Below are 15970 nucleotides of genomic sequence, written 5' to 3'. Positions count from 1 at the left end.
AGTAGGCGTGCACGGGATTGATTGCCCGGGCGCGGACGTCGATGCGGCCCGCTGGTCCGCTCCGCCCGCCGCCCGTACATCGTGAATCGGCCGGCGCACCGTGAGACGGCGTAGGAGAGAAGCGAGACCTGTGAGTGCTGCGACGACGCGAAGCCGTACCCCCGACCGTCTGTGCGCCGAGGCGGTAGACCTCGCGCGCGCCGCCGCCGAGGAGGCGGCCGCGCCGGGGGTGGTGGGCGAGCACGTCGCCCTCGTGTCCGAGGGCGACCGGGTCGTCACCCACCTCTTCGAGTGCGAGGAACCGGGGTACCGGGGATGGCGCTGGGCGGTGACCGTGGCGCGGGCGTCCCGCGCGAAGGTCGTCACCCTCGACGAGACCGTCCTGCTGCCGGGCCCCGACGCGCTGCTGGCACCCGAGTGGGTGCCGTGGAGCGAGCGGCTGCGCCCCGGCGACATGGGGCCGGGCGACCTGCTGCCCACGGAGGCCGAGGACCTGCGGCTCGAGCCCGGGTACTCCGGCGAGGACGAACCCGCGCCGAACGCGCCCGTCTCCGAGGAGATGGCCGAGCGCGTCGACGCCGAGGACGCGGAGATCGTGCCGCGGGCGCCGTCCCGTGGCGCGATCACGTCCGTCGCGGAGGAACTGGGGATGCGCCGGGCGCGCGTCCTGTCCCGGTACGGGCTGCACGTCGCGGCGGACCGATGGGAAGAGGCGTACGGCGCGAAGACACCGATGGCGCAGGCGGCACCCGCGACGTGTGTGTCGTGCGGGTTCCTGATGCCGCTCGGGGGGTCGCTGAAGCAGGCGTTCGGGGTGTGCGCGAACGAGTTCTCGCCCGCGGACGGGCGGGTCGTGTCCCTGTCGTACGGGTGCGGCGGGCACTCCGAGGCGGCCGTGATGCCGAAGCCGCCGAGGCCGGCGCCGCCGGTGCTCGACACGATGCGCCCGGCGGAATTCCCCCTGCGCCCGGCCCCGGACAGCGGTTCGGTCCCGGACCACGTCGACGCGGCGTCCCCGGACGACCTGGGCCACAGCTAGCGTTCGCCCCGGTTGCGGGCCCCGTGCCGGGTGCTCGCCCCGGGCGCGGGCCCTGTGCCGGGTGCGCGCGGTGTCCTCGGTACCGCGGGCGAGCCCGGTGTGTTGTCCGTCCTCGAACGCCGGACGGGCCCGGTGCGGCTGCTGCCGGTGGGTGTGGTGGGGGCCCCTCCGGGCTCGGCTCCTCGGAGTCGGTGGGTACGAAGCGACCCGGCACCACCGCCCGACCCCAGCGGGGCCGACCCTGCACGGCCCCGCCCCGGTTGTCCGCCGTCTGCGGCCCGGTGGGCGTCCCCCGTTGATTTGTGGGCAGTCGTTCCGCAGGGCAGAACGGTGGTCGGAACAAACCACCCACCGGCCCGCCGCCGGCAACGCGCCTCGGCACTGGCCGTGCAGCGCCCGCCGCCCCGCGTCACGGGGCAGACCACGGTGGGGGCTGCGCCACCGGTTCGGCCCGTACGCGATACCTTCGGGCCGCGGTTGAGGTACACCGGTAACAGGACAGAGCGGAGACAGGCGTGAGCGTCAGGACGACCGAGGGGGCCGACCCGTTCGGGACGGCACGGCTGCGGCGTGGGGTGCTCGACGCGTGGGGCGCCAGTCCCGCACGGTTCCGGGAGGACGCCAACGCCGAGGAGGACCTCGCGCTCGGCGGCTACCGCGACCGCCTCGTCGTCGAGCTCGCCCAGAACGCCGCGGACGCCGCCGGCCGCGCCGGAGTCCCCGGCCGCCTCCGGCTCACCTTCGACCAGGGCACCCTCGTCGCCGCGAACACCGGCGCGCCCCTCGACGCCGTCGGCGTCGAGTCGCTGTCCACCCTCCGCGCCTCGGCCAAGCGGGAGAACGACCGGGCCGCCGTCGGCCGCTTCGGCGTCGGCTTCGCCGCGGTGCTCGCCGTGAGCGACGAGCCGGCCGTTGTCGGCCGGCACGGTGGAGTGCGGTGGTCGCTCGCCGAGGCCCGCGAACTCACCCAGCAGGCCGCCCAGGCCAGCCCCGGCCTGGGCGACGAGCTGCGCCGCCGCGACGGCCACGTACCGCTCCTGCGGCTCCCGCTGCCCGCCGAGGGCAGCGCCCCCGACGGCTACGACACCGTCGTGATCCTGCCGCTGCGCGACGGCACCGCCGAGGACCTCGTCGAGCGCCTCCTCACCGGTATCGACGACGCGCTGCTGCTCACGCTCCCCGGCCTCGAGGAGGTCGTCGTGGAGACCCCGGACGGGACGAGGACCCTGCGCCGCTCCGAGCAGGACCCGTACGTCCACATCGAGGACAGCGCGAGCGGCGTCAACCGCTGGCGCGTCGTCACCCACCACGGCGGCATCGAGGCGCCGCTCCTCGCCGACCGTCCCGTCGAGGAGCGGCTGCGGCCGCACTGGACCGTCACCTGGGCCGTGCCCGTGGACGGCGACGGCGCGCCCGTGTACCCCGCCACCGCGCCCGTCGTGCACGCACCGACCCCCACGGACGAACCCCTCGGCGTCCCCGCGCTGCTCATCGCGACGCTCCCGCTGGACACCACCCGCCGGCACCCCGCACCCGGCCCGCTCGCCGACTTCCTGGTGCAGCGCGCGGCCGAGGCGTACGCCGAGCTCCTCGGCGACTGGCAGCCCGTCTCCACGGGCACCATCGACCTGGTCCCGGGCCCGCTCGGCAAGGGCGCGCTCGACGGCGCCCTGCGCGCGGCGATCCTGGAGCGGCTGCCCCGCGTCTCGTTCCTCGCCCCGGCCGCACCGTCGGAGGACCTCGTCGCGCTGCGGCCGCTGGAGGCCGAGGTGGTCGAGGGCGCGGGCGCCGAGACCGTACGCGTCCTGGCCGACGTACTGCCGACGCTGCTGCCCGCCGGCCTCGAGCGCCGTGTGGAGCTGCGGACGCTCGGCGTCGCGCGCCTGCCGCTGACGGAGGCGATCGACCGGCTCGCCGGGATCGAGCGCGACCCGTCGTGGTGGTGGAGCCTGTACGACAGCCTCGCCGGCGTGGACCCCGAGCGGCTGACCGGCCTTCCGGTGCCGCTGACCGGGGCGACCCGCACCACCATCGGCCCCCGCCAGGTCCTCCTCCCGACCCCCGAAACGCCCGCCGGTCTCGGCCGGTTCGGGCTGAAGGTGGCCCATCCGGACGCCGCGCACCCCCTCCTCGAGAAGCTCGGTGCCCTGCCCGCCACGCCCCGCGCGGTGCTCACCACGCCGCAGGTGCGGGCCGCCGTCGCCGCGTCCCTCGACGACGGGGTCGACGTGTGGGAGGAGGACGCCCCGGACAGCGAGGAGCTCGCGGAGATCGTGCTCACACTGGTCCGGGACGCGGGACTGGACCCCGGCGACGAGCCCTGGCTGGGCGCGCTGGCCCTGCCCGACGAGGACGGCGAGCTCGCCCCGGCCGGTGAACTCGTGCTGCCCGGCAGTCCGTTCGCCTCCGTGATGCGGGAGGGCGAACTTGCCCTGTGCGAGGCAGAGTTGGCCGACCGCTGGGGCGAGCAGCCGCTCGCCGCCTGCGGGGTGCTGGCGAACTTCGCGCTCGTACGCGCCACGGACGTCGTCCTCGACCCCGACGAAGTGGAGCCCCGCGAAGGGGACTTCGCCGAGCCCGACGACGCGGGGCTGCTCGACGCGGTCGACGTGTGGTGCGAGGACGTGCTGGACCGGCTGCCGGAGACTCCGGTGCCGCCGGTCGCCACCGAGATCGTGGCCGTACGGGATCTCGACCTGGTCGACGACGACCGCTGGCCGCAGGCGCTCGCCCTGCTTGCTCAGCCGCCGCTGCGGGACGCGCTCACCCAGCCGGTGCGGGTGCTGCTGCCGGACGGCACGACCGAGACCGTCCGTCCGTACACGGCCTGGTGGCTGCGCGACCACCCCGTGCTCGGCGGGCGGCGCCCGGCGGGTCTGCGGGCGTCCGGCGGCGATCCGCTGCTGGTCGGTCTCTACGACTCCGCGGACGCGACCGGCTTCGAGGACGAGCAGGTGCTGCACGCCCTGGGCGTACGGACCTCCGTCGCCGCGCTCCTCGACGAGCCGGGCGGCGCGGCCGAGCTGCTGGGGCGGCTCGCCGACCCGGACCGCCCGGTCAGTGCGGCCCAGCTGCACGCCCTGTACACGGCGCTGGCCGACCTCGACCCGGAGCAGGTGACGCTCCCGGACGAGCTGCGCGCGGTCGTCGACGGCGAGGTGCGCGTGGTGGACGCCTCGGAGGCACTGGTCGCCGACGCGCCCGATCTGCTGCCGCTGGCCAAGGACCGCCCGCTGCTGCCGGTCGCCCCGGACCGGGCGGCGGACCTGGCGGAGCTGTTCCAGGTGGGCCGGCTCGGTGATGTGGTCGAGGCCGATGTGACGACGGTGGGAGAGGAGCACGACGTACCGCCGTCGGTGCACGCGCTGCTCGGTCCCGGCACCCCCGCGACGTACGTCGAGCACGAGGAGCTGCGTGCGGGCGGCGTCGAACTCGACTGGCGCCGCACCCCCGACGGCGTCATCCACGCCTCGACGCTCGAGGGCGTCGCGGCGGGCCTCGCCTGGGCCGCGGGCCAGTGGCCACGCCGCTTCGAGGTCGCGGCGCTCCTGGAAGACCCGTCGCGCACGGAAGAACTCGCCCGCGACCGCTGGTTCGACTAGCGCCCCGTCCTGGCGCCGTGCGGTGGCACAGGGTGTGCCCGGTACCGCCGGGTGGGCCGGGGTGTCCGTCCTCGAACGCCTGGCGGGCTGGAGAATGTCCCCGCTGGACGGGCTCCGAGGGAGAGCCCGGCGCCCCCACGCCCGCCAGGGCGCAGGGGAGGGGTCCGGGGCGGAGCCCAGGTGTGGGGGCTGGGGGCGAAGCCCCCAGTTCGGGAAGGGGCGGGGAGGGGAGAAGCGCGGGCGCCCCCGCCTACGCGGGGAACCTCCGGGCCACCCACCGCCACGCGATTTCCAGCAGCACCGCCCCCACCGCCGCGATCGCCGCCGCCGCCCACGGCAGGGTCGTGCCCACGAGCTTCAGCGCGAAGAAGTCCTGCAGCCAGGGCACGACCAGGACGACGAGGAAGCCCAGTCCCATCGCCAGCACCAGGCCGAGCCGCCACCATGTGTAGGGACGGGCGATGATCGCCAGGACCCACAGCGCGACCAGGAAGAGGGTCAGCGTCGCCGCGCTGGTCTCGGCCTCCAGGGCGCCGGGACCGGCGTAGTGGGAGCGGGCGAGGAGATACGTCGTGAAGGTCGCCGCAGCCGCGATGATGCCGCTCGGGATCGCGTACCGCATGACCCGTCGGACGAAGTGCGGTTTCGCGCGCTCCTTGTTGGGGGCCAGGGCCAGGAAGAAGGCCGGGACGCCGATCGTCAGCGTCGACAGCAGGGTCAGGTGGCGGGGCAGAAAGGGGTACTCCACCTGCGCGCAGACCACCAGGATCGCGAGCAGCACGGAGTAGACGGTCTTCGTCAGGAAGAGCGTCGCCACGCGCGTGATGTTGCCGATCACCCGTCGGCCTTCGGCCACCACCGACGGCAGCGTCGCGAAGCTGTTGTTCAGCAGCACGATCTGGGCGACCGCCTTCGTCGCCTCTGAGCCCGAGCCCATCGAGACGCCGATGTCGGCGTCCTTGAGCGCGAGGACGTCGTTGACGCCGTCCCCCGTCATCGCGACCGTGTGCCCGCGGGACTGGAGCGCGCCGACCATGTCCCGCTTCTGCTGCGGCGTGACGCGGCCGAAGACCGCGTTCGCGTCGAGCTCCGCGGCCATCGCGACCCGCTCGGCGGGCAGCCGGCGGGCGTCCACCGTGGTGGCCGCGCCCGGCAGGCCCAGCTTTCCGGCGACCGCGCCCACGGACACCGCGTTGTCGCCGGAGATGACCTTGGCGCGGACGTCCTGTTCCTCGAAGTACCGCAGGGTGTTCGCGGCGTCGGGCCGCAGCCGCTGCTCCAGGACGACCAGGGCGGTGGGCAGGGCGCCCGCCGCGATGTCGGGGGCGTCCAGCTCCCCGGCTGCGCGCGCGAGGAGCAGCACGCGCAGCCCCTGCTCGTTGAGCCGGTCGATCTCCGCGAGCGCGGGGTCCTCGTCCGGCAGCAGGACGTCGGGCGCGCCGAGCAGCCAGGTGGAGCTCTGGCCGTCGCCCTCGCTGAACGCGGCACCGCTGTACTTGCGCGCGGAGGAGAACGGCAGCGACCGGGTGCAGCGCCATTCGTCGCTGTCCGGGTACGCCTCGATGATCGCCTGCAGGGACGCGTTGGGGTGCGGGTCGGACTCGCCGAGCGCGCCGAGCACTCTGCGTACGTACGTCTCGTCGGAGCCGTTGAGCGTCCGCAGCTCGGTGATGTCCATTCCGCCCTCGGTGAGCGTGCCCGTCTTGTCGAGGCAGACGACGTCGACCCGTGCGAGCCCCTCGATCGCGGGCAGCTCCTGGACGAGGCACTGCTTGCGGCCGAGCCGGATGACGCCGATCGCGAAGGCGACGGAGGTGAGCAGGACCAGCCCCTCGGGGATCATCGGGACGATGCCGCCGACGGCGCGGGCGACCGAGTCCTTGAAGTTGTCGCCCTTCACCACCAGCTGGCTGATGATCAGCCCGAGTGCGGTGGGGACCATCATCCACGTCACGTACTTGAGGATCGTGGAGATGCCGGAGCGCAGCTCGGAGTGGACGAGGGTGAAGCGGGAGGCCTCCTCGGCGAGCTGCGCTGCGTACGCCTCACGGCCGACCCTGGTGGTGGTGAAGGCGCCGCCGCCCGCGACGACGAAACTGCCGGACATCATCCGGTCGCCGCGCTTCTTCAGGACGGGGTCGGCCTCGCCGGTCAGCAGCGACTCGTCGACCTCGAGGTTGTCGGCCTCGGCGACCTCGCCGTCGACGACCGCCTTGTCGCCCGGTCCGAGTTCGACGAGGTCCCCGAGGACGATGTCGGACGTGGACACCTCGGTGGCGATGCCGTCGCGCCGCACGGTGGGTTTCGCCTCGCCGATGACGGCGAGTCCGTCGAGGGTCTTCTTGGCGCGGAGCTCCTGGATGATGCCGATGCCGGTGTTCGCGAGGATGACGAAGCCGAACAGCGTGTCCTGGAACGGCGCGACGAAGAACATGATCACCCAGAGCACGCCGATGATCGCGTTGAAGCGGGTGAAGACGTTGCCGCGGACGATGTCGACGGTGGAGCGGCTGCTGCGAACGGGTACGTCGTTGACCTCGCCGCGCGCGACCCGCTCGGCCACCTCGGCGGCGCTGAGCCCGCCGGGCCGGTGGAGCACGGGCAATTTCACGGGGTGCACGGGATCGAGCTCCGCGCCCGCGTCGATGACCGCCCGCCCGCTCGGCTCGGATGCGTCTCCGCCGATCTCAGCCCGCTGAGTCATGCTCTCGACGTTACGGCGACGAGGCGGCGTTCACCCCCCGAGCGGGGTGAACATCCCGGGTTCCCCCGGCCCCCGGTACGCCCTGCGGGCGGGCGCTGAAGAGTGCCCCCGACCGCGCCGTGGGCCCGTGTGTCCGACTTCGAACTCCCCCTACGCCCTGCTCCCTGCGGCGTGGGGGGGACCCCGGACGGGCTTGATGTGCGCCGGTGCCGCCGGGTGGGGCCCGGGTGTCCGGTATCGGCCGGGCGGCACGCGGCCCGCGGCGCGGGACGCGGGGCGGTGCCCCCGCTACTCCGCGTGCTTCGTCTCGCTGCGCGCCGCCTCGGCGCGCTTGATCGCCGCGTCGCGCTTGCGGACGTACCAGACGCCGATCAGGCCGAGCCCGCCGCCGGCCAGGCAGGTCCAGATCCACCAGGTCAGATCGTGGTCTTCGTACCAGCCGTAGAAGGGGACCTGGACCAGGAAGAGGACGAACCAGAGGATCGTGCCGCCGGTGATGGTGGCGACGACGGGCCCCTCCAGGGGCTCGGGTGCCGCGTGCTTGGGGGTCCACTTCGCCATGCGGTCAGTGTAGGCGCGCCCCTTCGGGGGTCCCCGGGGCCCCTGAGACCCCAGCAGTCACAGGCGTCTACGCGCGGAGATACCGATCTTCGGCTTATACGTTCATACTGAAGCGGTTTGTGTCCGACCGGTTTTGTCCGTATGAACATCCAGGAAACCGGCCAAGAACCAGAAACACCGACGAGGTCTCGCATGCCCCCCACGGCCACCGCTCCTGCGGACGTCAAGCAGCCGCAGCGGCCGGATTCCGGTCACGGCGGTCCCGGCGCCCTCGGTCGCCTCGACCGCTTCTTCAAGATCTCCGAGCGTGGCTCCACGATCCCCCGTGAGATCCGCGGCGGCTTCGCCACCTTCTTCGCGATGGCCTACATCATCGTGCTGAACCCGATCATCCTCGGCAGCGCGAAGGACATGTACGGCCACCAGCTCGACGGCGGCCAGCTGGTCACCGCCACGGTGCTCACCGCCGCCTTCTCCACCCTCCTCATGGGTGTCATCGGCAACGTCCCGATCGCACTGGCCGCGGGCCTCGGTGTGAACACCGTCGTCGCCCTCCAGCTCGCCCCCCGGATGAGCTGGCCGGACGCGATGGGCATGGTGGTCCTCGCCGGTCTGGTGGTGATGCTGCTCGTCGCGACGGGTCTGCGCGAGCGCGTCATGAACGCCGTACCGCTCGGCCTGCGCAAGGGCATCGCGATCGGTATCGGCCTCTTCATCATGCTGATCGGCCTCGTCGACTCGGGCTTCGTCTCCCGCATCCCCGACGCCGCCCACACCACCGTCCCGCTCCAGCTGGGCCTCACCGGTCACCTGAGCGGCTGGCCGGTCCTCGTCTTCGTGCTGGGCGCGCTGCTCACGCTCGCGCTGATCATCCGCAAGGTGCCCGGCGCGATCCTGATCTCGATCGTCGTGATGACGGTCGTCGCGCTCGTCATCCAGCTGATCGCGAAGCTGCCCGGCCAGGCCTGGGGTCTCACCGTTCCGGAGTGGCCGGGCAACCCGCTCGCGACGCCCGACTTCGGACTCGTCGGCCAGGTCAGCCTCTTCGGCGGCTTCGAGAAGGTCGGCTACCTCACCGGCGCGCTGTTCGTGTTCACCGTGCTGCTGTCCTGCTTCTTCGACGCGATGGGCACGATCCTCGGCGTCGGGGACGAGGCCAGGCTGATGGACGGGAAGGGCAACTTCCCGGGCATCAACAAGGTGCTGATCGTCGACGGCATCGCGGTCGCCGCGGGTGGTGCCACGTCGTCGTCCGCCAACACCTGCTTCGTGGAGTCCACGGCCGGCGTCGGCGAGGGAGCCCGTACGGGTCTCGCGTCCGTCGTCACCGGAGCGCTGTTCTCGGTGGCGCTGTTCCTGACACCGCTCGCGACCATGGTGCCGTCCCAGGCGGCGACGCCCGCGCTGCTGGCCGTCGGCTTCCTGATCCTGGCCGGCTCGGTCAAGGACATCGACTGGAGCGACTTCACGATCGCCGTTCCCGCGTTCCTGGCGATGGTGATGATGCCGTTCACGTACTCGATCACGAACGGCATCGGGATCGGCTTCATCGCCTTCAGCGTGCTGCGGCTCGCGGTCGGTCGCGGCCGTGAGGTGCCGGTGGCGATGTACGTCGTGTCGGCGGTGTTCGTCTTCTACTACGCGATGCCCGCGCTGGGCCTCACGTAGCGGGTCTCACGTGAGGGTCCGGGCTCACGTCAGCCCGTAGAACTTCTCCGTCTCGTCGACGGCCGCCTTGAAGCGTTCGTCGAAGTCGTCGCGAATGAGCGTCCGGACCACATAGTCCTGGACGCTCATTCCGCGTCTGGAGGCGTGCTGCCGGAGCCGGTCGAGCAGCTCACCGTCTATCCGCAGGCTGAGCACTGTCGATGACATGTCAGCCAGAGTCGCGGTCGGGAACCGGCCAGTGCGTCACTTTCCGGATCCGTCTCACTCATATGAGTGATACATCGACTCAGGCCGAAACCCGCTGGTATTTAGCGAGAGTAATGAGTTATTCTAAGGAACATGCTTGACCTGTCCCACGACGACGACGTCGCCGCCGTGAATTCACTCCGCTCGGCCGTCATGCGGCTGGGCCGGCGCCTGAAGCATCAGCGCGTCGACGAATCGCTGAGTCCCACCGAGATGTCGGTGCTCGGCACCCTGGCCCGCTGCGGTTCCGCCACCCCCGGTGAGCTGGCCCGCAAGGAGCACGTCCAGCCGCCGTCGATGACCCGCATCGTGGCGCTGCTGGAGGCCAAGGGGCTGGTCCGGCTGGAGCCGCACCCCGACGACCGCCGGCAGAAGGTGGTCAGCCAGACCGAGCGGGCCGAGGCCATGCTCGAGGAGAGCCGCCGCAAGCGGAACGTCTGGCTGGCATCCCTCGCCGAGGGCCTGGACGAGGACGAGTGGGCGAAGCTGCGCGCCGCCGCCCCCGTGCTGGAGAAGCTCGCACACCTTTAGACCACGGACCTGAGGAGGCGACCCCCTTTGAGTACGGGACCCGGAGCAGACTCCGCCCCCGCACCGAAGCCGACCCACGACACCCGCGACACCCCCGACACCCGCGGCACCGGCCGCGGCACCTTCAGCTCGCTGAGGACGCGCAACTACCGGCTGTTCTTCACCGGCGCGATCGTCTCCAACACGGGCACCTGGATGGCTCGCATCACCCAGGACTGGCTGGTCCTCAGCCTCACCGGCTCCGCCGCCGCCGTCGGTATCACGACGGCCCTGCAGTTCCTGCCGATGCTGCTCTTCGGTCTGTACGGGGGCGTCATCGCCGACCGCTACCCGAAGCGCCGCATCCTGCTCTTCAGCCAGGGCGCACTCGGCCTGTGCGGGCTCGCCCTCGCCGTCCTCACGCTCTCCGGCCACGTCCAGGTCTGGCACGTCTATCTGATCGCGTTCCTGCTCGGCATGGTCACGGTCGTCGACAACCCGGCCCGGCAGTCCTTCGTCTCGGAGATGGTCGGCCCGGAGCAGCTGCGGAACGCCGTCAGCCTCAACTCCGCGAACTTCCAGTCCGCGCGGCTCGTCGGCCCGGCCGTCGCCGGTGTGCTGATCACCGCCGTCGGCAGCGGCTGGGCGTTCCTGCTCAACGGCCTGTCCTTCCTCGCGCCGGTCACCGGACTGCTGCTGATGCGCACGAACGAGCTCCACAAGGCGGAGCGGGCGCCACGGGGCAAGGGGCAGCTGCGGGAGGGGCTGAAGTACGTCGCCGGGCGGCCCGAGCTGATCTGGCCGATCGTGCTGGTCGGCTTCATCGGTACGTTCGCCTTCAACTTCCCGATCTGGCTGACCGCGTTCGCCGACAAGGTCTTCCACGCCGGGGCCGGTACGTACGGCCTGTTCAACACCCTCATGGCGGCCGGCTCCCTGGCGGGCGCCCTGCTCTCCGCCCGGCGCGGCTCGTCCCGGCTGCGGATGCTGGTCGGGGCCGCGGCGCTGTTCGGAGTCCTGGAGATCGCCGCGGCCCTCTCGCCGTCCTTCTGGCTCTTCGCGCTGCTGCTCGTCCCGATCGGGATGATGGGCCTGACGGTCAACGTCACCGCCAATTCGTCGGTGCAGATGGCCACGGACCCGGTGATGCGGGGCCGGGTGATGAGCCTCTACATGATGGTCTTCGTCGGCGGCACGCCCGTGGGCGCGCCCATCGTCGGCTGGATCACCGACACCTACGGCGCCCGCGTCGGCTTCGCGACCGGCGGCGCGGTCGCCGTCGTCTCCGCCGCGGCGATCGGCCTGATCCTGGCGCGGGTCGGCGGTCTGCGCCTCCGGCTCGAACTGCGGTCCGGCCGCCCGCACGTGCGCTTCGTACCGCGCGAGGACGCCCGCGAGCCCCTCGCGAAGGCGGCGTGAACCGTCCTGCGGGCACGGGGTACGGCGGGTCGGATTGCCGCAGACTGGCCGTATGAGACTCTTCGCCGCCGTCGCTCCGCCCGAGGAAGCCCTACGGGAGCTCGGGGTCGCCGTCGACCGGCTGCACAGGCTCCCCGACGCGGACGCGCTGCGCTGGACCGGGCGGCCCGGCTGGCACTTCACACTCGCCTTCATGGGCGAGGTGGACGAGGAACTCCTGCCCGAGCTGCGCGAGCGACTCGGGCGGGCCGCCCACCGCAGCGAGCCGTTCCCGCTGCGACTGCACGAGGGCGGGCGCTTCGGCCGGCGGGCGCTGTGGATCGGGGCGGCCGGCGACCTCGACGCGATGCGGATGCTCGCCGAGCGCGCGGACGCGGCGGCGCGGCGGGCGGGGGTGGCGATGGACGAACACCGCGCCTACCACGCGCATCTGACGATCGCCCGTACCCGTGAGAACTCGGACCTGCGCCCTTACGTCGATGCGCTGGCTGGCTTCGAGGGCCGGCCCTGGACCGTGTCCCGGCTGGTGCTCTTCCGCAGCAATCTGCCGGGCGGCGGCGTCAGGGGCGAGCGCCCGCGTTACGAGACGGTCGAGGACTGGCCGCTCGGCGGCTGACGCGTGGGGCGGCCGGCGACCTGGCCGGCGACGTTCTGCGCCGCGCCGGAGGTGTTCTGTGCCGCGTCGGGGCGTCAGGGGTGCGTCGCCGGCAGCCGGCCGTAATGGACGCAGCGCACTCCCAGCTCGAAAAGGCTTCGCGCGTTCGCCCGCTCCATCAGCTCGGAGGCGATCCGGCGCGCGGTCCGGTGGGAGACCCCGAGCCGTTTGGCGATCGTCTCGTCGGCGTGTCCGTCGGCGAGCAGCCGGATGACCGTGGCCTGCCGGCCGGTGAGGCCTTGGCGGTCGACCGGGATGTCGTCGCCGAGCAGCTGGGCCGCCGCCCATGTGTCTCGAACAGCGCACAGAGTGGGGTCGGCATCCCCGTCCCGGTCAGCACGACCGCGCCCGCCGCCGAGTTGTCGCTGCTGACCAGGATCAAGCCGGCAGGCCCCCGGGCTCCGGGTTCCAGCAGCACCGAGGCTCTGCCGCTCCGTCACGGAGCGGCAGAGCCTCGGTGTGCTCCGTCGTGCCGTCGGTGACGAGGGCACCGCCATGTAGATCAACTTCTCGGTGCGGTTACGCTCGAAGCGTGGACCCGAAGACCAGGAACCGGATCATGGCCGGTGTGCTCGTGCTGATGTTCGCGATCGTCGCCGTGGCGGCCGTGCTCGGCAGGTGAGCACGACCGCCGGGGGCGACTACCAGGCGAAGGCCTCCGGAGAGGGCCCCGGACCCGGGAAGATCCCGTCCAGCTCCGCCAGCAGCTCCTCGCTCAGCTCCAGCTCGACCGCCCGAAGCGCCGACGCCAGCTGATCCGCGGTGCGCGGGCCGACGATCGGTCCGGTCACGCCGGGCCGGGTGAGCAGCCAGGCGAGCGCCACCTCGCCGGGCTCCAGTCCGTGCTTGTCGAGCAGGTCCTCGTACGTCTGGATCTGTGCGCGCACGGAGGTGTTCGCGAGCGCGTCCGCCGACCGGCCGGAGGCGCGGCGGCCGCCCTCGACCTCCTTCTTGATCACCCCGCCGAGCAGGCCGCCGTGCAGCGGCGACCAGGGGATGACCCCGAGGCCGTACTCCTGCGCGGCCGGGATCACCTCCATCTCGGCGCGGCGCTCGGCCAGGTTGTACAGGCACTGCTCGCTGACCAGCCCGTACGAGCCCAGCCGGCGGGCGGTCTCGTTGGTCTGGGCGATCTTCCAGCCGGGGAAGTTCGACGAACCGGCGTAGAGGATCTTGCCCTGCTGGATCAGTACGTCGACGGCCTGCCAGATCTCCTCGACCGGGGTGTCCCGGTCGACGTGGTGGAACTGGTAGAGGTCGATGTGGTCGGTCCTGAGCCGCTTGAGGCTCGCCTCGACGGCGCGGCGGATGTTCAGTGCGGAGAGCTTGTCGTGGTTGGGCCAGGCCTCGCCCTCCGCGGCCATGTTGGCGTACACCTTGGTGGCCAGGACCACCTTGTCGCGGCGGTCGCCGCCCTTGGCGAACCAGTTGCCGATGATCGTCTCGGTGCGGCCCTTGTTCTCGCCCCACCCGTAGACATTGGCCGTGTCGAAGAGGTTGATGCCGGCGTCGAGCGCGGCGTCCATGATCGTGTGGCTGTCGGCCTCGTCGGTCTGCGGTCCGAAGTTCATCGTGCCGAGGACGAGTCGGCCGACCTTGAGTCCCGTGCGTCCGAGCTGCGTGTACTTCATGGTCCACAAGCCAACGCGTTGGAGCGCACTCCAGGCAAGAGCGCCGGGCCGTTGCCCGCCTCCTGTGCCGGCGGTCCCTGGTGCCGCCGCGGTCACGCGCCGTGATCGCTACGCGCCGCCGAACCAGCCGGCCGCGTCGAGCCGGAACGCATCGGCGGAGACGACGGTGCGCAGCCCGTCCTCCAGTGCGCCCAGCCGTTCGGCGCCCAGTGCGCGGGCCCATTCCGCCCGGAGCTCGTCGAAGACGGCGGCCGAGCGGGCGAGTGCGTCCAGGCCGTGCGGCGTGAGGCGGACGGTCTTTCGGCGGGCGTCGGCGGGGTCGTCGACACGTTCCGCGTAGCCCAGCGCGACGAGCCGGTCGACGGTCTTGCCGGCCGCCTGCTTGGAGACCCCGAGCCGCCGTCCGACCTCGCTCGCCGTCGCGCCGCCGGCCCCGACGGCCTGCATGGCGAAGCCGTGTGCGGGCCGTACGTCCGGGTGCCCCTGGCGGGCCAGCTCGGCGTGGAGGCGGTCGATGAGGGTGCGGAAGCCCGCGAAGAGGAGCAGCGGCAGCTCATATCCCTTGCTGGATTCGACAACCTGATTTACCTTTTTTTCGTCAACCATGTTGTCCATCCTAGGAGGCGTACGTGTTCACCGACCACACCCTGGAGACCGCCCCGCCCGCGTCCCGCAAGGCCATGGAGGCGGTCGCACGGAACCTCGGCCGCCTCCCGGACGCCGTCGCCAGGCTCGCCGAGTCGCCCGAGCTGCTGAACGGCTTCCTCCAGCTCAGCGCCGCCTTCGAGGGCTGCACCCTGGGACCCGGACGAGGAACTGAAGCGGTTCCTGTCGTACGGCTACACCGGGCGCAACGCGCTCGAGGTCGTCCTCGGCATCGGCACCTACACGATGTCGACGTACGCGAACCGCCTCGTCCGCGCCGCGCTCTGAGGCAGGCCGGGAGCTGTGAGGGTCCGTCACGGTGCAGCAGTGTTCGGCGCGAGGGGCGGCGAGCCGACGGGCCACGCGGGCGGGCCGGGGCGGACGTGCGTGCCGGGGGGCGAGCGCGCGGCGGGCGCCTCGCTTCGTGTGGCCCTCCAACGGGTGATTATCGGCCTGATCGCCACCCGAAAAGCCCACGGGGTAGCTCGAATGCGGGGTTCTCGGGTGGTGAGCCCCCGGATTCCGGCTGACGGTGTACGAAGTCGCTGCTGCGATCCGATGAGCCGACGAAGTGTCAGCCGTCGCAGTCGCGGCGAAAGGAATGTGCTCCCATGCGCTCTGCCCGCACTTTGTGGATCTCAGCCGCAATCTCCGCGGTTCTCTCCGTCACTGCTCCCGCGGCCTACGCGATCGCCGTCGCCGACGACAACGCTGCTGCCGGAGCTTCCGCCAGCCGCGACGACGAGTCCGACAAGGACAAGGACTACGACAAGGGCGACAAGGACGACCACGACAAGGGGGACAAGGACGACCACGACAAGGGGGACAAGGACGACCACGACAAGGGGGACAAGGACGACTACGGCAAGGGGGACCACGACAAGGGTGACAAGGACGACCACGGCAAGGGTGGTTGGAAGAAGCACCACGACAAGGACGACGACGACGACCACGACGACGACGACCACGACGACGACGACGATGACGACGACGACGATGACGACGACGACGACGAGGACAAGCCCAACGGTGGCACCGACACCGGTGGTGGCTTCCTGGCCCGCGTGATCTCCGAGGACGAGTCCGACAAGGACAAGGACTACGACAAGGGCGACAAGGGCGACAAGGACGACCACGACAAGGGCGACAAGGACGACCACGACAAGGGGGACAAGGACGACCACGGCAAGGGCGACCACGACAAGGGTGACAAGGACGACCACGGCAAGGGTGGTTGGAAGAAGCACCACGACAAGGACGACGACGACGACCACGACGACGACGACCACG

The 15970-nt window shown here is 71.9% G+C and carries 12 protein-coding genes and 2 pseudogenes; 8 read left to right on the top strand and 6 right to left on the bottom strand.

From position 1 onward, the window contains the following. The first annotated feature begins 130 nt into the window (after window positions 1-130). Entirely contained in the window at window positions 131-1039 is a 909-nt protein-coding gene (locus ACFV9O_RS09180; protein ID WP_385414402.1) for a DUF3027 domain-containing protein, read from the top strand. A 515-nt stretch (window positions 1040-1554) separates the two neighbouring features. Then, the gene (locus tag ACFV9O_RS09175; protein ID WP_385414399.1) at window positions 1555-4641 is read left to right on the top strand and encodes a sacsin N-terminal ATP-binding-like domain-containing protein; all 3087 of its coding nucleotides are present in this window, start codon (window positions 1555-1557) and stop codon (window positions 4639-4641) included. Between the two features lie 250 nt (window positions 4642-4891). On the opposite strand, the gene ACFV9O_RS09170 is transcribed toward ACFV9O_RS09175, so the two are convergent. Further along, window positions 4892-7345 (bottom strand): HAD-IC family P-type ATPase, encoded by a 2454-nt coding sequence (locus ACFV9O_RS09170; protein WP_385414396.1) that lies wholly within the window; start codon window positions 7343-7345, stop codon window positions 4892-4894. Window positions 7346-7633: 288 nt separating this feature from the next. Further along, complete coding sequence (locus ACFV9O_RS09165; protein WP_385414393.1) at window positions 7634-7906, bottom strand: DUF2530 domain-containing protein; 273 nt, start codon at window positions 7904-7906, stop codon at window positions 7634-7636. Window positions 7907-8098: 192 nt separating this feature from the next. Between ACFV9O_RS09165 and ACFV9O_RS09160 the strand changes: the two genes are divergently transcribed. Then, a complete protein-coding gene (locus tag ACFV9O_RS09160; RefSeq protein ID WP_385414390.1) occupies window positions 8099-9574 on the top strand; it encodes an NCS2 family permease in 1476 nt (491 codons plus the stop codon). 24 nt (window positions 9575-9598) lie between these two features. Here the strand turns inward: ACFV9O_RS09160 and ACFV9O_RS09155 are convergent, their stop codons facing one another. Beyond that, the gene (locus ACFV9O_RS09155; RefSeq protein ID WP_385414388.1) at window positions 9599-9781 is read right to left on the bottom strand and encodes a ribbon-helix-helix protein, CopG family; all 183 of its coding nucleotides are present in this window, start codon (window positions 9779-9781) and stop codon (window positions 9599-9601) included. 132 nt (window positions 9782-9913) lie between these two features. On the opposite strand from ACFV9O_RS09155, the gene ACFV9O_RS09150 reads away from it, so the two are divergent. The 3 genes from ACFV9O_RS09150 to thpR are packed head-to-tail and all read left to right on the top strand — an operon-like array spanning window position 9914 to window position 12365. Then, the gene (locus ACFV9O_RS09150; RefSeq protein ID WP_385414385.1) at window positions 9914-10351 is read left to right on the top strand and encodes a MarR family winged helix-turn-helix transcriptional regulator; all 438 of its coding nucleotides are present in this window, start codon (window positions 9914-9916) and stop codon (window positions 10349-10351) included. A 27-nt stretch (window positions 10352-10378) separates the two neighbouring features. Continuing rightward, the gene (locus ACFV9O_RS09145) at window positions 10379-11749 is read left to right on the top strand and encodes an MFS transporter (protein WP_385414382.1); all 1371 of its coding nucleotides are present in this window, start codon (window positions 10379-10381) and stop codon (window positions 11747-11749) included. 52 nt (window positions 11750-11801) lie between these two features. Then, complete coding sequence (gene thpR / locus ACFV9O_RS09140) at window positions 11802-12365, top strand: RNA 2',3'-cyclic phosphodiesterase (protein WP_385414380.1); 564 nt, start codon at window positions 11802-11804, stop codon at window positions 12363-12365. A gap of 74 nt (window positions 12366-12439) precedes the next feature. Here thpR and ACFV9O_RS09135 read toward each other — a convergent pair whose 3' ends face one another. The 3 genes from ACFV9O_RS09135 to ACFV9O_RS09125 all read right to left on the bottom strand — a co-directional run bounded on the left by ACFV9O_RS09135 (window position 12440) and on the right by ACFV9O_RS09125 (window position 14650). Continuing rightward, window positions 12440-12844 carry a helix-turn-helix transcriptional regulator gene (locus tag ACFV9O_RS09135; RefSeq protein WP_385414378.1) on the bottom strand — a complete coding sequence of 135 codons (405 nt, stop codon included), beginning with the start codon at window positions 12842-12844 and terminating at the stop codon, window positions 12440-12442. A gap of 201 nt (window positions 12845-13045) precedes the next feature. Then, window positions 13046-14035, bottom strand: coding sequence for an aldo/keto reductase (locus tag ACFV9O_RS09130; protein ID WP_385414375.1), 990 nt, complete (start codon window positions 14033-14035; stop codon window positions 13046-13048). 108 nt (window positions 14036-14143) lie between these two features. Next, window positions 14144-14650 (bottom strand): MarR family winged helix-turn-helix transcriptional regulator, encoded by a 507-nt coding sequence (locus ACFV9O_RS09125; protein ID WP_385414373.1) that lies wholly within the window; start codon window positions 14648-14650, stop codon window positions 14144-14146. A gap of 65 nt (window positions 14651-14715) precedes the next feature. On the opposite strand from ACFV9O_RS09125, the pseudogene ACFV9O_RS09120 reads away from it, so the two are divergent. Together ACFV9O_RS09120 and ACFV9O_RS09115 are read left to right on the top strand one after the other, a co-directional pair. Then, window positions 14716-14968: pseudogene (locus ACFV9O_RS09120) on the top strand (hypothetical protein). A 323-nt stretch (window positions 14969-15291) separates the two neighbouring features. Continuing rightward, a pseudogene (locus ACFV9O_RS09115) lies at window positions 15292-15970 on the top strand (DNA primase); the annotation flags it as partial.

This window comes from Streptomyces sp. NPDC059909, assembly GCF_042730885.1.
Taxonomy (GTDB): Bacteria; Actinomycetota; Actinomycetes; order Streptomycetales; family Streptomycetaceae; genus Streptomyces.
This window is presented reverse-complemented; position numbering and strand designations above follow the sequence as displayed.

Coding starts and splice junctions, on each gene's coding strand:
- ACFV9O_RS09170 (WP_385414396.1), bottom strand. CDS start 7,345: ATGACTCAGCGGGCTGAGATCGGCGGAGACGCATCCGAGCCGAGCGGG.
- ACFV9O_RS09165 (WP_385414393.1), bottom strand. CDS start 7,906: ATGGCGAAGTGGACCCCCAAGCACGCGGCACCCGAGCCCCTGGAGGGG.
- ACFV9O_RS09160 (WP_385414390.1), top strand. CDS start 8,099: ATGCCCCCCACGGCCACCGCTCCTGCGGACGTCAAGCAGCCGCAGCGG.
- ACFV9O_RS09155 (WP_385414388.1), bottom strand. CDS start 9,781: ATGTCATCGACAGTGCTCAGCCTGCGGATAGACGGTGAGCTGCTCGAC.
- ACFV9O_RS09150 (WP_385414385.1), top strand. CDS start 9,914: ATGCTTGACCTGTCCCACGACGACGACGTCGCCGCCGTGAATTCACTC.
- thpR (WP_385414380.1), top strand. CDS start 11,802: ATGAGACTCTTCGCCGCCGTCGCTCCGCCCGAGGAAGCCCTACGGGAG.
- ACFV9O_RS09130 (WP_385414375.1), bottom strand. CDS start 14,035: ATGAAGTACACGCAGCTCGGACGCACGGGACTCAAGGTCGGCCGACTC.
- ACFV9O_RS09125 (WP_385414373.1), bottom strand. CDS start 14,650: ATGGACAACATGGTTGACGAAAAAAAGGTAAATCAGGTTGTCGAATCC.